We start from the raw sequence: 13,238 nt of genomic DNA on the forward strand, positions 1-13,238 counted from the left end.
CGGCGAACCGTGCCTGCGGCCCTCATTTGTCGGGGTGACAGGAATTGAACCTGCGACCCTCCGCTCCCAAAGCGGATGCGCTACCAAGCTGCGCCACACCCCGTCGTACCCACACCATTGAACAGCAACCGATAGTAGCCCCTCATCGGCGCCCCACCGAAGGCGTTCGGCCGAACCTGCGCGGCATGCCGGTTTGGAATCCGGCAGCGGCGTTGGGTACAGTCTTGAAACGCAGGCGACGGAACTGGCGATCCCACGACTGTTGTTTGCACGCCGATGTAGCTCAATGGTAGAGCCCCTGTCTTCCAAACAGGCTACGCGAGTTCGATTCTCGTCATCGGCTCCATCGAGAAGCCCCGCACTGTCAGTGCGGGGCTTTTTCGTGTCCGCGTACCCTGGACGGTGTCCGAATTGTCCGTACGAACCGGGCATGCACCGTCGGCGGAAGGCCCGCAGTGGAAATAGTCCTGATCATTCTCGTCGTCGCCGCAGTGGCCCTACTGGTGCTGCGAAGCAAGAAGAACTCGGCCGCAGCGGCCGAAACCGCGCTGGCCGACGCGAAGGCCGATGCCCGCCAATCGATCGAACGCCTCGGCGGGCAGGTCTACAACCTGATCGGCACCGACACACCGTCCAAGCAGGCCCTGGCCGACGCGTCCGAGCGCAACATCGCTGCCGGTTCGCAGATCGACCAGGCCACTACCCCCGAACAGGCTCGACTGGCCAAGCAGACAGCGCTCGAGGGGCTCTACTACATCCGCGCCGCGCGCCTGGCGATGGGAATGGACCCGGGCCCGGAGGTGCAGGGCATCGACGGCCAACAGCAGGCGGGTCGAGTCACCGAGGATCGCAAGGTCGACTTCGAGGGCCGTGAGATCGCGGCGTCACCGGATCCGTCCGATCGCACCCCGAACTACTACCCGGGTGGCCGAGTCGCGGGCCGACCGGTGCCCGCAGGCTGGTACTCCGAGCCGTGGTGGCGGCCGGCCCTGGTCGCCGGCGCATGGGGAATGGGTTCGATGTTCCTGTTCTCGGCCATGTTCTCCGGCATGGCCGGAGTGCCCGACGAAACCGCAGCCGGCGGGGACATGGGAGGCGACGGTTCGGACGGGGGTTCGGGCGACGACATGGGCGGCAACGAGGAATACGGCGCCATGGACGACGGCGGCGGCATGTTCGACGGTGGCGGCGACTTCGGCGGCGGAGGCGACTTCGGCGGGTTCTAGGTCGCCTGACACACGGGGCACCAGAACAGGTTTCGCGCCTGCATCACCGAGTGCAGGATGTCTGCTCCGCACACCCGGCAGGGATATCCCTGCCTGCGGTAGACGTACGAGCGTGGCCGTCGTGCACCGTAGGTGTCGCCGTGATCGTCCTCGGGCCGAATGGTGATGATGCGACCGCGTCGAACACCGATCTTCATCAGCTCGACGAGGTCGAACCAGATCGCGTCCCACTCGGATCGGTCGAGGTCTTTGCCCGGTCGCATCGGGTTGATCTCGTGGCGGAACAGAATCTCGGCGCGGTAGACGTTTCCGACACCGGCCAACACTTTCTGATCCATCAGCAAAGTGCCGATTGCTGTGCGCGACTTGGAGATTCGCGCCCATGCCCCATCCGGGTCGGCGTCCTTGCGCAGCGGGTCCGGCCCCAGGCGCGCCACCAGGGCGTCGACCTGCTCCTCTGTGTAGATCTCACAGGCCGTGGGTCCGCGCAGATCGGCACCGTACGTCTCCCCCACCATGCGCAGCCGCACGGCACCCACCGGATCGTTGAGCGGCACAGCCTGTTCGGTGAACTTTCCGTACAGGCCGAGATGGATGTGCACGATCAGATCGGACTCGTATCGGTGCAGCAGATGCTTGCCCCAGGCCTCGGCCTTCTCCAGTACGAGACCGTCGATCAGCGCGGCACCGGAAGTGAAGCGCCCCTGTGGGCTGCTTGCCTGGACCGGTGCCCCGCCGAACCGTCGTTGATGCAACCGAGCCAGTCGGTGCAGGGTGTGCCCCTCGGGCACCTACTCGGGCTTTCCCGGCACGACGGGTGCCTCGCCGCTGCGCTCGTACTCGGACAGGATGTCGATGCGGCGCTGGTGGCGCTCCTCGCCCGAGAACGGCGTCCCGAGGAAGGCGTCGACGATGGCGAGTGCTTCGGGGAGGGTGTGCATGCGGCCACCGATGCCGATGAGCTGGGCGTCGTTGTGCTCGCGGGCCAGCTTGGCGGTCTCGACGCTCCACGCCAGCGCGCAGCGTGCGCCCGGCACCTTGTTGGCAGCGATCTGCTCGCCGTTTCCGGAACCGCCGAGCACAAGGCCGCGGCTGCCCGGATCGGCGACGACGCGGCGTGCTGCGTCGATGCAGAATGCCGGGTAGTCGTCGACGGGGTCGTAGTCGAAGGCACCGCAGTCGACGGGCTCGTGCCCGGTCGCCGTCAGGTGTTCGATGATCTGATTCTTGAACTCGAGGCCGGCGTGGTCGGCACCCAGGTATACGCGCATGCCTAGAGTCTGACAGGTGAACTCCGAAGCCGAGAAATTCGCCGGTGTGGACGGCGCGAAAGGCGCGTGGGTGGTCGCGTTCGTCACCGGGACGACCTTGACGTGGACCGAGTGCGCGTCGGTGACGGAGGTGCTCGAGGCGACACGGGACTGCGCACGGGTGGGCGTGGACATGTCACTGTCGTTGCCCGAGCACGGCTATCGCGTCAGCGAGCTGGAGGCCAAGACGTTCCTGGGCCCGGCACGCAGCTCGATATTCCACACACCCGTCGTCGGCGTACTCGACGCCGCGTCGTACGACCAGGCGTGTTCGATCTCGCGGGCGATCACCGGCAAAGCCATCAGTAAGCAGACGTGGCACATCCTGCCGTCCGTGAAGGCGTGGCGGGATGCAAACTTCGACCCGGACAAGTACGTCGAGGTACATCCCGAATGCTCGTTCCGGGTCATGTCACCGACGACGGTCTTCTCGTCGAAGAAGACCGGCCGCGGAGTCGGACAACGGCTCGCCACCCTGATGCGGTGGAGCGAACACCTCGATCTGGCCGATCTACCACTCGGACCCGCCGTCGACGACTTCCTCGACGCAGCCGCGGCGGCGTGGTCGGCGCGACGCTTCCACATCGGCGAGCACCGAGTGTTCGGCACCGCCGACCCGTCGGATCGGATCGTCGCCTAGCTGTACGAACCAGCGCCCTCGTGCGCGAAAGTTGCACTCCTACCGCAACCGCAACATTCGACGCACGAGGGGTAGCGCGATCAGTCGAACTGCGGATCCTCGTTGCGGCTGCGCTTGAGCTCGAAGAAGTGCGGGTACGACGCGAAGATCACCGATGCGTCCCAGAGTTTGCCTGCCTCTTCGCCTCGCGGGATTCGGGAGAGCACAGGGCCGAAGAAGGCCACGCCGTTGACGTGGATGGTCGGGGTGCCCACGTCGGGTCCGACCTTGTCCATGCCTGCGTGATGACTGGTCCGCAGGTCTTCGTCGTAGTCGGTGCTCTCGGCGGCCTTCGCGAGGTCACCGGGCAGGTCCAGTTCGGCCAACGACTCCGCGATCACGACGTCGAAATCCTTGTTGCCCTCGTTGTGGATTCGCGTTCCCATGGCCGCGTACAGCGGGTCGAGGATCTCGTCACCCTTCAGCTTGGCTGCGGCGATCGCCACGCGGACCGGCCCCCAGGCCTTCTTCATCATTGCGGCGTACTCCTCGGGCAGATCGCGGCCCTCGTTGAGCACTGCCAGGCTCATGACGTGGAAGTTCACGTCGATGTCTCGCACCTGCTGCACCTCGAGAATCCACCGCGAGGTGATCCAGCACCACGGGCACAGTGGGTCGAACCAAAAATCCGCGGTGTCTTTCTGTCCTGAACCGGCCACTGTCCTACTCCTTGGAAGTCGAGGTCAACGTCTCTTCATTGCGTAACAACCGCCCACCGCGCAGACATTCCGCACGGCCCGTCGGCCAGCGCGGGGTACGCGTGACGTGATGGGATGGAAGGCACTATCCATAACTACACGAAGAGGTGTCGACTGAAGTGGTTGCTCCCAACCTGACGCGTGACCAAGCCTCCGAGCGTTCGGCGATCATCGGGGAAACGAAGTACGCGATCGTTCTCGATCTCACCGACGGCGAGGGCAATCCGGGCGAGAAGACCTTCCGCTCGCTCACCACCATCACGTTCGCGGCCACCGCCGGGGCGTCGACTTTCGTCGACGTCATCGCGAGCACGATCCGCTCCGCGACGCTCAACGGCACCGATCTCGATATTGCGAACTACGACGAGTCGACGGGCATCGCTCTCGAGAATCTCGCCGAACACAACGAGCTCGTGATCGACGCGGACTGCCTCTACTCGCACACCGGCGAGGGCCTGCACCGATTCGTCGACCCGTCCGACGGTTCGGTGTACCTGTACTCGCAGTTCGAGACCGCCGACGCCAAGCGCATGTTCGCCTGCTTCGATCAGCCCGATCTCAAGGCCACCTTCGACCTGAAGGTCACCGCACCCGAGAGCTGGACCGTCATCTCCAATGCCGCGCACGGCGCCGAGCCTGCAGCGGGCGAGCACGTGTTCGACACGACCCCGTTGATGAGCACGTACCTCGTCGCGCTGATCGCCGGACCGTACGCGGAGTGGACCGACTCGTACACCGACGACCACGGCACCATTCCCCTCGGAATCTATTGCCGCGCATCACTTGCCGAGCACATGGACGCGGAACGCCTGTTCACCGAGACCAAGCAGGGCTTCGGTTTCTACCACGAGAACTTCGGCACTCCCTACGCCTTCGGCAAGTACGACCAGCTCTTCGTTCCCGAGTTCAATGCCGGTGCCATGGAGAACGCGGGTGCCGTCACGTTCCTGGAGGACTACGTCTTCCGCTCCAAGGTGACGCGCTACTCCTACGAGCGTCGCGCCGAGACCGTGCTGCACGAGATGGCACACATGTGGTTCGGCGACCTGGTGACCATGACGTGGTGGGACGACCTGTGGCTCAACGAGTCGTTCGCGACGTTCGCGTCGGTGCTGTGCCAATCCGAGGCAACCGAATACACCAACGCGTGGACCACCTTCGCCAACGTCGAGAAGGCCTGGGCGTACCGACAGGACCAGTTGCCGTCGACGCACCCCATCGCCGCCGACATTCCCGATCTCGCGGCGGTGGAGGTCAACTTCGACGGCATCACCTACGCCAAGGGCGCGAGTGTGCTCAAGCAACTGGTGGCCTACGTCGGTAAGGAGGACTTCCTCGCCGGGTTGCGCGCGTACTTCGTCGATCATGCCTTCGCCAACGCCACGTTCTCGGATCTGCTTGCCGCTCTGGAGAAGTCGTCGGGACGCGATCTCTCCGATTGGGGCGCGCAGTGGCTGCGCACCACCGGCCTGAACACGCTGAGCCCGGATTTCGACGTCGACGCCGACGGCAAGTTCACCCGCTTCTCCGTGCTGCAGACCGGAGCTGCCCCGGGTGCAGGCGAGCATCGCGTGCACCGCATCGCGGTCGGCATCTACGACGACGTGGACGGCAAGCTGGTGCGCACGGACCGCGTCGAACTCGACCTCGACGCTGCGGAGTCGACGAATGTCGACGCGCTGGTGGGCGTTTCGCGCGGCAAGCTCGTCCTGGTCAACGACGACGACCTGACGTACTGTGCGGTCCGACTCGACCCGGATTCGCTCGACGTCCTCCTCTCTCGAATCGGCGACATCGCCGAGCCACTCCCCCGCACCCTTGCGTGGTCGGCCGCCTGGGAGATGACCCGGTCCGCGGAGATGAAGGCACGAGACTTCGTGGCCCTCGTCCAGCGCGGAATCGGCGGTGAGACGGAAGTGGGTGTGGTGCAACGTCTTCTGCTGCAAGCCCAAACCGCCATCTCCAGCTACGCCGATCCGGCATGGGCAACCGATCACGGTACGCCCGAGTTCGCCGACGCGCTGCTCGAGTTGGCGCGCGGTGCCGAAGCAGGCTCGGATCACCAGCTGGCCTTCGTCAATGCTCTCACCGGCACCGAACTCGGTGACCGTCACACAGACGTGTTGAAGGCTCTGCTCGACGGTGATGTCGAGGGGCAGTCTCTGGCCGGTCTCGATGTGGATACCGATCTGCGCTGGCGCATCGTCACGGCGCTGGCCGGTGCCGGTGCGATCGACGCCGACGGCTCGGACTCACCGGTCATCGACGCCGAGGCGGGCCGAGACAACACTGCCGCCGGAGCCCGGTCGGCAGCGGCGGCACGAGCCGCTCGGCCCAGCGCAGAGGTCAAGGAGCAGGCCTGGACGACAGTGGTCGACGACGACGCCGTTCCCAACATCACCGCGCGCTCGATCATCGGCGGCTTCGCAGGCCCAGGTCAGGGCGAGCTGCTCGAACCGTATGTCGCCCGCTACTTCGACGCCATCGAAGGTGTCTGGTCTCGTCGATCGAGCGAAGTCGCGCAGACCGTGGTGATCGGGCTGTACCCGTCCTGGTCGATCAGTGAGCAGTCGCTGGCCGCCGCGGACGGGTTCCTGGACGGCGATCTGCCGCCCGCACTTCGACGGTTGGTGATCGAGGGCAGGGCAGGCGTCGTCCGCGCTCTCGCTGCGCGGGAGTTCGACGCGAGCTGATCTCGACGGCACAGACGACGAGGGCCGGTTGCTTCACCTGGAGGTGAAGCAACCGGCCCTCGTCGTAGGTGCGCGGTCCGGAGCCGAAGCGCTACGGGCTGAGGATGGAAGCGGCCATCACCCGAACGGACGCGACCAGACCGTCGATGAGGTTGCCGTCGCGGAACGGGCCGAGCGCGGCGGTGACACCCAACTGTGCAACCCGGTCGGTGGCTCGGTTGGACACTCGCTTGCCGGTGCGGATCTCGAGGGCATGCCGATTGGGGTCGACGGCGATCAGGACCGAGCGGATGGCATCGGGTGTGCCGGGAAACACCGAATCTGCACCCGCGGCGGGATCGACGCCGAGATCACCGATGTAGACGTTGAACCGGATCTTGGTCTGCCGGATCGCCTGCGTGAGTGCGTCGTCGAGCGCAACCAGATCCTGCGTCGCGAACGGCAGGTGCTCGGGATTGGTCGTCCCGAACTCGTGAGCAGCCGAGACGCGGCCGCTCGCGGTGAGCGCAGCACCGAAGGGCAGGTCTTCTTCTCTGACGTCACTACGGACGAGTTCACCACTTGCCACTTGCAGAACCTCCGATCGAATCGGCTGTGTCGGCGTCGTGCGAACCGTGGCCTCCGAAGGGAGTCACCTCGTCCGTAGCACTCCACAGCAATGGCTCGCGCGTCCACTCGTCCGTCAGTCGGTAGGGGGGAACGTCCATACCGGGCTGCTTGTCGGTCAAGAAGGACAACGCGCCGATGAGTCCGATCACCGCAACCGGAATCACCCCGAATATCAGCGTGGTCTCAAAAATGCTCACAGGGTGTGACGTTAGTCGACAATTGCGCGTCGGACCACGTCGGGGCCGGTGTTGTGACCCAATTGTGCAGACGCGCCCGCGTCAGGCAGCGCCCTCACCGAGATACGCGAGCCAACTGGGGTCCAGCTCTTTCGTCGTCGCCAGCAGTCGCCAGTGGGGACCCTTCGGCGGCACCAATTGGGCGCGCAACGTCCAACCGATCTCACTGAGCAGCTTGTCCGCCTTGCGATGGTTGCACGAGGCGCAGCAGGCGACGCAGTTCTCCCACGAGTGGCCACCGCCACGGCTGCGCGGCACCACGTGGTCGACGGTCTCGGCCTTGCTTCCGCAGTACGCGCACCGAAACCGGTCGCGGTGCATCAGCGCTGCGCGCGTCATGGGCACTCGCGCTCGGTACGGAACACGGACGAACGTCCGCAACCTGATCACCGACGGCACCTGGACCGAGAAGTCGGCGGATCGAATGAACGGCCCTCCCGGATCGTCGTGCACCACGTCGGCTTTCCCGCAAACGAGAAGAACCACCGCCCGGCGCATGGGAAGCGCGGTCAGTGGTTCGAAGGTGGCATTGAGGAGCAGCACACGGCGCTTGACCCACGCCGGTACGGCGTCGTCGCCCGTGGCACTGTGGGCCGTCGGCACCACACGCAGCGGAGAAGCCCCCGAGGCCGTCTCACGCTGGTCGTGCGTGGTGCGGCCCTCAGTGGGCGGGAGTTGTCGATGGCGGTGTTGCGAGTTCTTCATGCGTTACTCCAGAGACAGTTGGCGCCCGCGCATGGCTTGCGTGGAACACGAGTCACAGTGGAACACGAATGCACCGTCCACGCACAGCCTTTTTCTCGGCATTTTCTGTTGCCGATCGGTGAACATTTCGCGTCCTCGCGTTCACGATCGACGATCGACGGCTCCATGCGCTGCGCGACTGGCAAGATTTCTGCGTCTCCGTAGACTTTTCGGGTGTCCGTATCAACCTTCCTGTCCGCATCGTCCCTTCCCGAACCGTCGCTGTTGCGAGATCTCGACACCCGAGCTTTCGAGCTGACGGAGACCGGACGCGACTGGTTGGTCGATCGTCCGCTGCAGGCTCTGGGCTATCTGGCCCTCGCCATCGTGCTGCGCCTCGTCCTGCACAAACTGATCGACCGATTCACCCGCAACAACGTCGGGAAGGCTCCGACGCTGCTGCGTCCGCTCCGCGACCGGTCGTCGAGCACCGTCAAGGGCGCGATTCTCAACGAGCGACGCAAACAGCGGGCCAACACGATCGGCTCGGTGCTCAAGTCGGCCGTCTCGGTCATGATTCTCACGTGGTTCGTGCTCTCGGTGCTCGATGTCGTGGGAGTCAATGTCGCTCCGTTCATCGCCTCGGCCGGAATCGTCGGTGTCGCCTTGGGCTTCGGTGCTCAGAACCTGGTCCGCGACTTCCTGTCGGGCATCTTCATGCTCCTCGAGGATCAGTACGGAGTGGGCGACGTCGTCGACCTCGGTGAAGCGACCGGCACGGTCGAGAGCGTGGGATTGCGCGTCACGACGATCAGGGATGTCAACGGCACGGTCTGGTACTGCCGCAACGGCGAGGTGCTGCGCGTGGGCAACATGAGTCAGGGCTTCGCGGTCGCCGTTCTCGATCTGCCCGTGTCGCACACGGCCAACATCGACGAGGCCCGCGCAGTCGCCGAACGCACCACACTGGCGGTGGTGGAGTCGAAGGACTTCGCCAGCGACATCCTCGAGCCGCCCGAGATGCTCGGAGTCAACGCGGTCAGCGCCGACACGGTCACCATCCGTATCACGATCAAGACCCGCCCCGGACGCCAATGGGCCGTACAGCGACGACTCCATCAGGAGATACTCCAGGCATTCGACGATGCCGACATCAAGGCACCGTACGCACTGGGCCGTCCGGGTGGGGTTGCGGTCGAACGCAGCAGCTGAGGGACAATGAACGTGACCGACGCCGACCAGGATCGAACAGAGAGAGTGTGATGACCGAACCGCAGCAGACGTTCTACGACGCGGTAGGCGGTGCCGAGACGTTCCGGTCACTCACGGCGAAGTTCTACGAGGAAGTCGCCAAGGACGAGATAGTGCGACCGTTGTATCCCGAGGAGGATCTCGCACCGGCCGAACGGCGGATGCGGATGTTTCTCGAGCAGTACTGGGGCGGTCCGCGGACGTATTCCGACGAGCGCGGTCATCCTCGATTGAGGATGCGCCACAACCCGTTTCGGATCGGACCGATGGAGCGAGACGCGTGGCTTCGTTGCATGCACATCGCGATCGCGTCGATAGGCACCGAGGTCATGGACTCCGCACACCGAGCCCAGTTGATCGACTACATGGAGATGGCCGCCAATTCGATGATGAACTCGGCGATCTGACGGTCCGGAGCGGCGTGGGCTACAGCGATCCGACGCGCTGCGGGCTCTTACCGCCGACGGCGGCCTTCAGCTTCCCCACGCGGGCGCGAACGGAACCGGCCATCTTGAGAGCGAAGCTCACGGGCGCGGGCAGGTGCTGGCGCAGGATGGCGTGCTTGCGTACGTAGTTCTCCACGTGCCACTCCGACCAGGTGCCCGCACGGAACAGTGCGGCATCACCGGGGAGCAGGGTGCGCGGTGCGTGGTCGTCACTCGAGACGGTCACCGAACCGTCCATGATGTGCACGATCTCGTCGACGGCGAAGTACCAGCGGAAGCGTCCTGCCGTGCAGTCCCACACGTTGGTGGTGGTGGTGCCGTCGATGCTCTTCGACCACTCGGCGAGCCGCGCCTGCGGGTTTCCGTCGAGAATCCAGGCCGGCTCGATAGGGCTGTCGTCGAGTGCGATATCGCCGAGTCGTACGGCTTCGATGGTCGAAGTGATCATGGTTTCCGTCGCGTCCTCACCGTCGGGCGCGGCTTCCGCCGCTACTGGTTTCCAGAGCAGAACATACAACACTTTCCCAACGAACTGACAGGAGTCGGTCATGTGAATGAGCACAAAGCTTTACTGTTGGTTGACCTGTAATTCCGCTTTCCGATCGTGCCCAACGCCCCTGAATCGTTCCGCGGCCGATCGTTTGGCACTATTGCCCCTTGTGACCGATCCGATCGAAAGCTCCGAGCTGTTGTGGTGGCAGGATGCCGTCTTCTACCAGATATATCCCCGTTCGTTCGCGGACTCCAACGGCGACGGCATCGGTGACCTCGACGGAATTCGCGACAAGCTCGGCTATCTCGAGCTACTGGGCATCGACGCAGTCTGGATCGGACCCATCACCCGGTCGCCCATGGCCGATCACGGGTACGACGTGTCCGATCCCCGTGACATCGACCCCCTGTTCGGCAACCTGGAGATCTTCGACGCGTTGATCGACGAAGCTCATGCTCGCGACATCAAGGTCACGATGGATCTGGTGCCCAATCACACCAGCAGCGAGCACCCGTGGTTCCGATCGGCCCTGACGGCAGCGCGCGGGAGTGCCGAGCGAGCCCGCTACATCTTTCGAGACGGACGTGGTGACGACGGTTCGCAGCCACCGAACAACTGGCCGAGCATCTTCGGCGGACCGGCCTGGACTCGCATCACCGAGGCCGACGGCTCCCCCGGCCAGTGGTACCTGCACATCTTCGCGCCCGAACAGCCGGATCTGAACTGGAACAATCCCGAGGTGTTCGACGATTTCGCGCGCACCCTGAGGTTCTGGCTCTCCCGCGGTGTCGACGGCTTCCGACTCGATGTGGCGCACGGCATGGCCAAACCGGTGGACCTGGCCGACATGAGTCTCGAACTCAACGCATTGATGAAGAACGACGACGACGATCCCCGGTTCAACAATCCTCGGGTCCACGACCTGCATCGACGCATCAGAGCAGTCATGGACGAGTTCCCCCACGCGGTGACCGTGGGCGAGATCTGGGTGCAGGACAATGTGCGCTTCTCCGAGTACATCAGGCCCGACGAGTTGCACCTGGGCTTCAACTTCCGGCTGGCCAGTGTCGATTTCGATGCCGCGACCATCCGCGATGCCATCTCCAATTCCCTCGCCGCAGTAGAACTGGTCGACGGAACTCCCACGTGGACGTTGTCGAACCACGACGTCGAGCGCGAGGTCACCCGGTACGGCGGTGGGGAGCTCGGTCGGGCGCGCTCCCGCGCCATGATCCTCGTGGAATTGGCGCTTCCCGGAACGATTTTCGTGTACAACGGTGCCGAACTCGGGTTGCCCAACGTGCAACTTCCCGACAGTGCGTTGCAGGATCCGGTGTGGGAGCGATCCGGGCACGCCGAGCGTGGCCGCGACGGCTGCCGAGTGCCGATGCCATGGGAGGGGCACACACCGCCGTTCGGGTTCTCCGCCACCGATCGAACCTGGCTGCCGATGCCGCCGGAATGGGACGGGTACACCGCCGAGGCTCAACTCGAAGACGTCGATTCGATGCTGAGCCTCTACCGGACCGCCTTCGAGCTGCGGGCTCTGCGACCGGAGTTCACCGGCAACGGAATCGATTGGTACGGAGCACCTCCCGGCTGCCTGGCGTTTCGTCGACGCGGCGGCCTGATCTGCGCCTTGAACGCGTCGGAGGAATCGATCCCGCTGCCTCCCGGCGAGTTGTTGCTGGCCAGCGCTCCGCTGGTGGACGGCAGGCTTCCGGCGAACGCTGCTGCGTGGCTCGTCTAACGCTCGACGGTGAGCGACAACTGCTGTCCCGCGCGACGAGCGAAGACCGAGCCGTAGCGGGCATCGAGGCGTAGCCAGACCTTCGACACCCGCACACGAACCACCTCGTCGGGCGCGATCCGATCCGGGTCCACGTCGACTGTCATCGGATCGGTGCCACTATGTGGAACGAAACCCATTGCGGTGAGCGCGAATACCGTCCGCATGGAGATCGAGACGTCGTCGCTGTCGCCCGCGACGTGCAGAACTTCCTGTTCGAGCAACGAACTCGGCGGTCCGTGACTGCTGCCGTGTTCCTTGGCCAGCGCGACGCCACGTTGCGCGAGCTCCACGAGCACCCTGGCGGGCACATCGTCGACGTGGCCGAATCCGCCGTCCGGCGGCAGGGCACCGCGCCAGGCCGAATCCATCGAGAATCCCGGGTCGATCACACCGTCGACCGCCTGCTGGACTGCCGCGACCAACACGTCGGCACCGGCGCTGGTGTCGTCGGGCACCACGGTTCCGGTGATCACCCGAGCCGCGAGCGCATCGAAACCCGTTGCGGCCCAGCAGGACACACCGCCGCCCGCTCGGGTCCGCATACGGATCACCGCAGCTTCGTCCAGACGCAGCGCCCTGGTGCAGAACGTCGCGAGGTTCTCCCGCTCGACCGCATCGGGCACGGTCAGTACGCGCTCATACACGCTGCCAGCTCAGGAGAAACTCACGCTCGGTCGGGGTGAGCCGACGCAGCCGCTGCGCATCGATATCGAACGCCGCGATCTGCGTCGACGCCACCACGGCCGCAGGGGTGTCCAGTGAGGCACCGCGGGCCCGCACCTCGTATCCGACGACGAAGTCCACCGCCCGCACGGCGTCGATCCACATGAAGACATCGAGGGGGCCGTCCTCGTGCCGGAGCTGGCCCCGATACTTCACGTGCAGATCCGCGATCACCGCTCCGTGGCGCAGATTCGCCGTCGGCCTCCCGTCCACCAACAGCCAGGGAATACGCGCCTCTTCGAGGAGCGTGACCATCCGGGCATGGTTGATGTGTTGGTACACGTCCATATCCGACCACCGGACATCGACGGTGGCATGAAAGCCCACTCGTTGGGTGGCAGGTCGTTTGTCGGACAGATGGGCGTCGGGCACACTCACGTGGTCGTTCCCTCTTCTCG

15 protein-coding genes and 2 tRNA genes are annotated in these 13,238 nt (G+C 64.9%); 7 read left to right on the forward strand and 10 right to left on the reverse strand.

The window, feature by feature from the left end; translation table 11 throughout:
- Nucleotides 1–29 precede the first annotated feature (29 nt).
- Nucleotides 30–103: transfer RNA gene (locus tag CH302_RS18810), tRNA-Pro, on the reverse strand.
- Between the two features lie 169 nt (nt 104–272).
- Here CH302_RS18810 and CH302_RS18815 point away from each other — a divergent pair.
- Nucleotides 273–346: transfer RNA gene (locus tag CH302_RS18815), tRNA-Gly, on the forward strand.
- 109 nt (nt 347–455) lie between these two features.
- Nucleotides 456–1,226 carry a hypothetical protein gene (locus CH302_RS18820; protein ID WP_037193167.1) on the forward strand — a complete coding sequence of 257 codons (771 nt, stop codon included), beginning with the start codon at nt 456–458 and terminating at the stop codon, nt 1,224–1,226.
- On the opposite strand, the gene CH302_RS18825 is transcribed toward CH302_RS18820, so the two are convergent.
- Nucleotides 1,223–2,017 carry an Fpg/Nei family DNA glycosylase gene (locus tag CH302_RS18825; RefSeq protein WP_037193168.1) on the reverse strand — a complete coding sequence of 265 codons (795 nt, stop codon included), beginning with the start codon at nt 2,015–2,017 and terminating at the stop codon, nt 1,223–1,225. The genes CH302_RS18820 and CH302_RS18825 overlap by 4 nt on opposite strands.
- On the reverse strand, nt 2,018–2,497 hold the full coding sequence (locus CH302_RS18830; RefSeq protein WP_037193169.1) for a ribose-5-phosphate isomerase: 480 nt from the start codon (nt 2,495–2,497) through the stop codon (nt 2,018–2,020).
- A 16-nt stretch (nt 2,498–2,513) separates the two neighbouring features.
- Between CH302_RS18830 and CH302_RS18835 the strand changes: the two genes are divergently transcribed.
- On the forward strand, nt 2,514–3,176 hold the full coding sequence (locus tag CH302_RS18835) for a DUF429 domain-containing protein (RefSeq protein ID WP_082323741.1): 663 nt from the start codon (nt 2,514–2,516) through the stop codon (nt 3,174–3,176).
- Nucleotides 3,177–3,256: 80 nt separating this feature from the next.
- On the opposite strand, the gene CH302_RS18840 is transcribed toward CH302_RS18835, so the two are convergent.
- Entirely contained in the window at nt 3,257–3,874 is a 618-nt protein-coding gene (locus CH302_RS18840) for a mycothiol-dependent nitroreductase Rv2466c family protein (protein ID WP_037193170.1), read from the reverse strand.
- 158 nt (nt 3,875–4,032) lie between these two features.
- On the opposite strand from CH302_RS18840, the gene pepN reads away from it, so the two are divergent.
- Nucleotides 4,033–6,606, forward strand: a complete 2,574-nt coding sequence (gene pepN / locus CH302_RS18845; protein ID WP_037193171.1) for an aminopeptidase N — start codon at nt 4,033–4,035, stop codon at nt 6,604–6,606.
- A 91-nt stretch (nt 6,607–6,697) separates the two neighbouring features.
- On the opposite strand, the gene CH302_RS18850 is transcribed toward pepN, so the two are convergent.
- The 3 genes from CH302_RS18850 to CH302_RS18860 form a co-directional block, all read right to left on the reverse strand.
- Nucleotides 6,698–7,174, reverse strand: coding sequence for a DUF5130 family protein (locus CH302_RS18850; RefSeq protein ID WP_037193172.1), 477 nt, complete (start codon nt 7,172–7,174; stop codon nt 6,698–6,700).
- Nucleotides 7,161–7,412: an aa3-type cytochrome oxidase subunit CtaJ gene (ctaJ, locus tag CH302_RS18855; protein ID WP_037193173.1), complete on the reverse strand. Its 252-nt coding sequence runs from the start codon at nt 7,410–7,412 to the stop codon at nt 7,161–7,163. The genes CH302_RS18850 and ctaJ overlap by 14 nt, the downstream gene beginning before the upstream one ends.
- Nucleotides 7,413–7,493: 81 nt before the next feature.
- A complete protein-coding gene (locus CH302_RS18860) occupies nt 7,494–8,156 on the reverse strand; it encodes an HNH endonuclease (protein WP_170945983.1) in 663 nt (220 codons plus the stop codon).
- Nucleotides 8,157–8,387: 231 nt separating this feature from the next.
- Between CH302_RS18860 and CH302_RS18865 the strand changes: the two genes are divergently transcribed.
- Together CH302_RS18865 and CH302_RS18870 are read left to right on the forward strand one after the other, a co-directional pair.
- Nucleotides 8,388–9,347: a mechanosensitive ion channel family protein gene (locus CH302_RS18865; RefSeq protein WP_052047912.1), complete on the forward strand. Its 960-nt coding sequence runs from the start codon at nt 8,388–8,390 to the stop codon at nt 9,345–9,347.
- Nucleotides 9,348–9,397: 50 nt separating this feature from the next.
- Entirely contained in the window at nt 9,398–9,793 is a 396-nt protein-coding gene (locus tag CH302_RS18870) for a globin (RefSeq protein ID WP_037193178.1), read from the forward strand.
- Nucleotides 9,794–9,812: 19 nt separating this feature from the next.
- Here CH302_RS18870 and CH302_RS18875 read toward each other — a convergent pair whose 3' ends face one another.
- Entirely contained in the window at nt 9,813–10,280 is a 468-nt protein-coding gene (locus CH302_RS18875; protein ID WP_037193621.1) for a cupin domain-containing protein, read from the reverse strand.
- A gap of 211 nt (nt 10,281–10,491) precedes the next feature.
- Here CH302_RS18875 and CH302_RS18880 point away from each other — a divergent pair, with 211 nt between their 5' ends.
- The gene (locus CH302_RS18880) at nt 10,492–12,075 is read left to right on the forward strand and encodes a glycoside hydrolase family 13 protein (protein ID WP_037193179.1); all 1,584 of its coding nucleotides are present in this window, start codon (nt 10,492–10,494) and stop codon (nt 12,073–12,075) included.
- On the opposite strand, the gene CH302_RS18885 is transcribed toward CH302_RS18880, so the two are convergent.
- Together CH302_RS18885 and CH302_RS18890 are read right to left on the reverse strand one after the other, a co-directional pair.
- Nucleotides 12,072–12,761, reverse strand: coding sequence for a hypothetical protein (locus CH302_RS18885; RefSeq protein WP_037193180.1), 690 nt, complete (start codon nt 12,759–12,761; stop codon nt 12,072–12,074). The genes CH302_RS18880 and CH302_RS18885 overlap by 4 nt on opposite strands.
- Nucleotides 12,754–13,218 (reverse strand): acyl-CoA thioesterase, encoded by a 465-nt coding sequence (locus CH302_RS18890; RefSeq protein WP_052047860.1) that lies wholly within the window; start codon nt 13,216–13,218, stop codon nt 12,754–12,756. The genes CH302_RS18885 and CH302_RS18890 overlap by 8 nt, the downstream gene beginning before the upstream one ends.
- Nucleotides 13,219–13,238: the final 20 nt, after the last annotated feature.

The organism is Rhodococcus sp. 15-2388-1-1a (genome assembly GCF_002259145.1).
Lineage (GTDB): Bacteria > Actinomycetota > Actinomycetes > Mycobacteriales > Mycobacteriaceae > Rhodococcoides.

Coding starts and splice junctions, on each gene's coding strand:
- CH302_RS18875 (WP_037193621.1), bottom strand. CDS start 10,280: ATGATCACTTCGACCATCGAAGCCGTACGACTCGGCGATATCGCACTC.
- CH302_RS18830 (WP_037193169.1), bottom strand. CDS start 2,497: ATGCGCGTATACCTGGGTGCCGACCACGCCGGCCTCGAGTTCAAGAAT.
- CH302_RS18870 (WP_037193178.1), top strand. CDS start 9,398: ATGACCGAACCGCAGCAGACGTTCTACGACGCGGTAGGCGGTGCCGAG.
- CH302_RS18860 (WP_170945983.1), bottom strand. CDS start 8,156: ATGAAGAACTCGCAACACCGCCATCGACAACTCCCGCCCACTGAGGGC.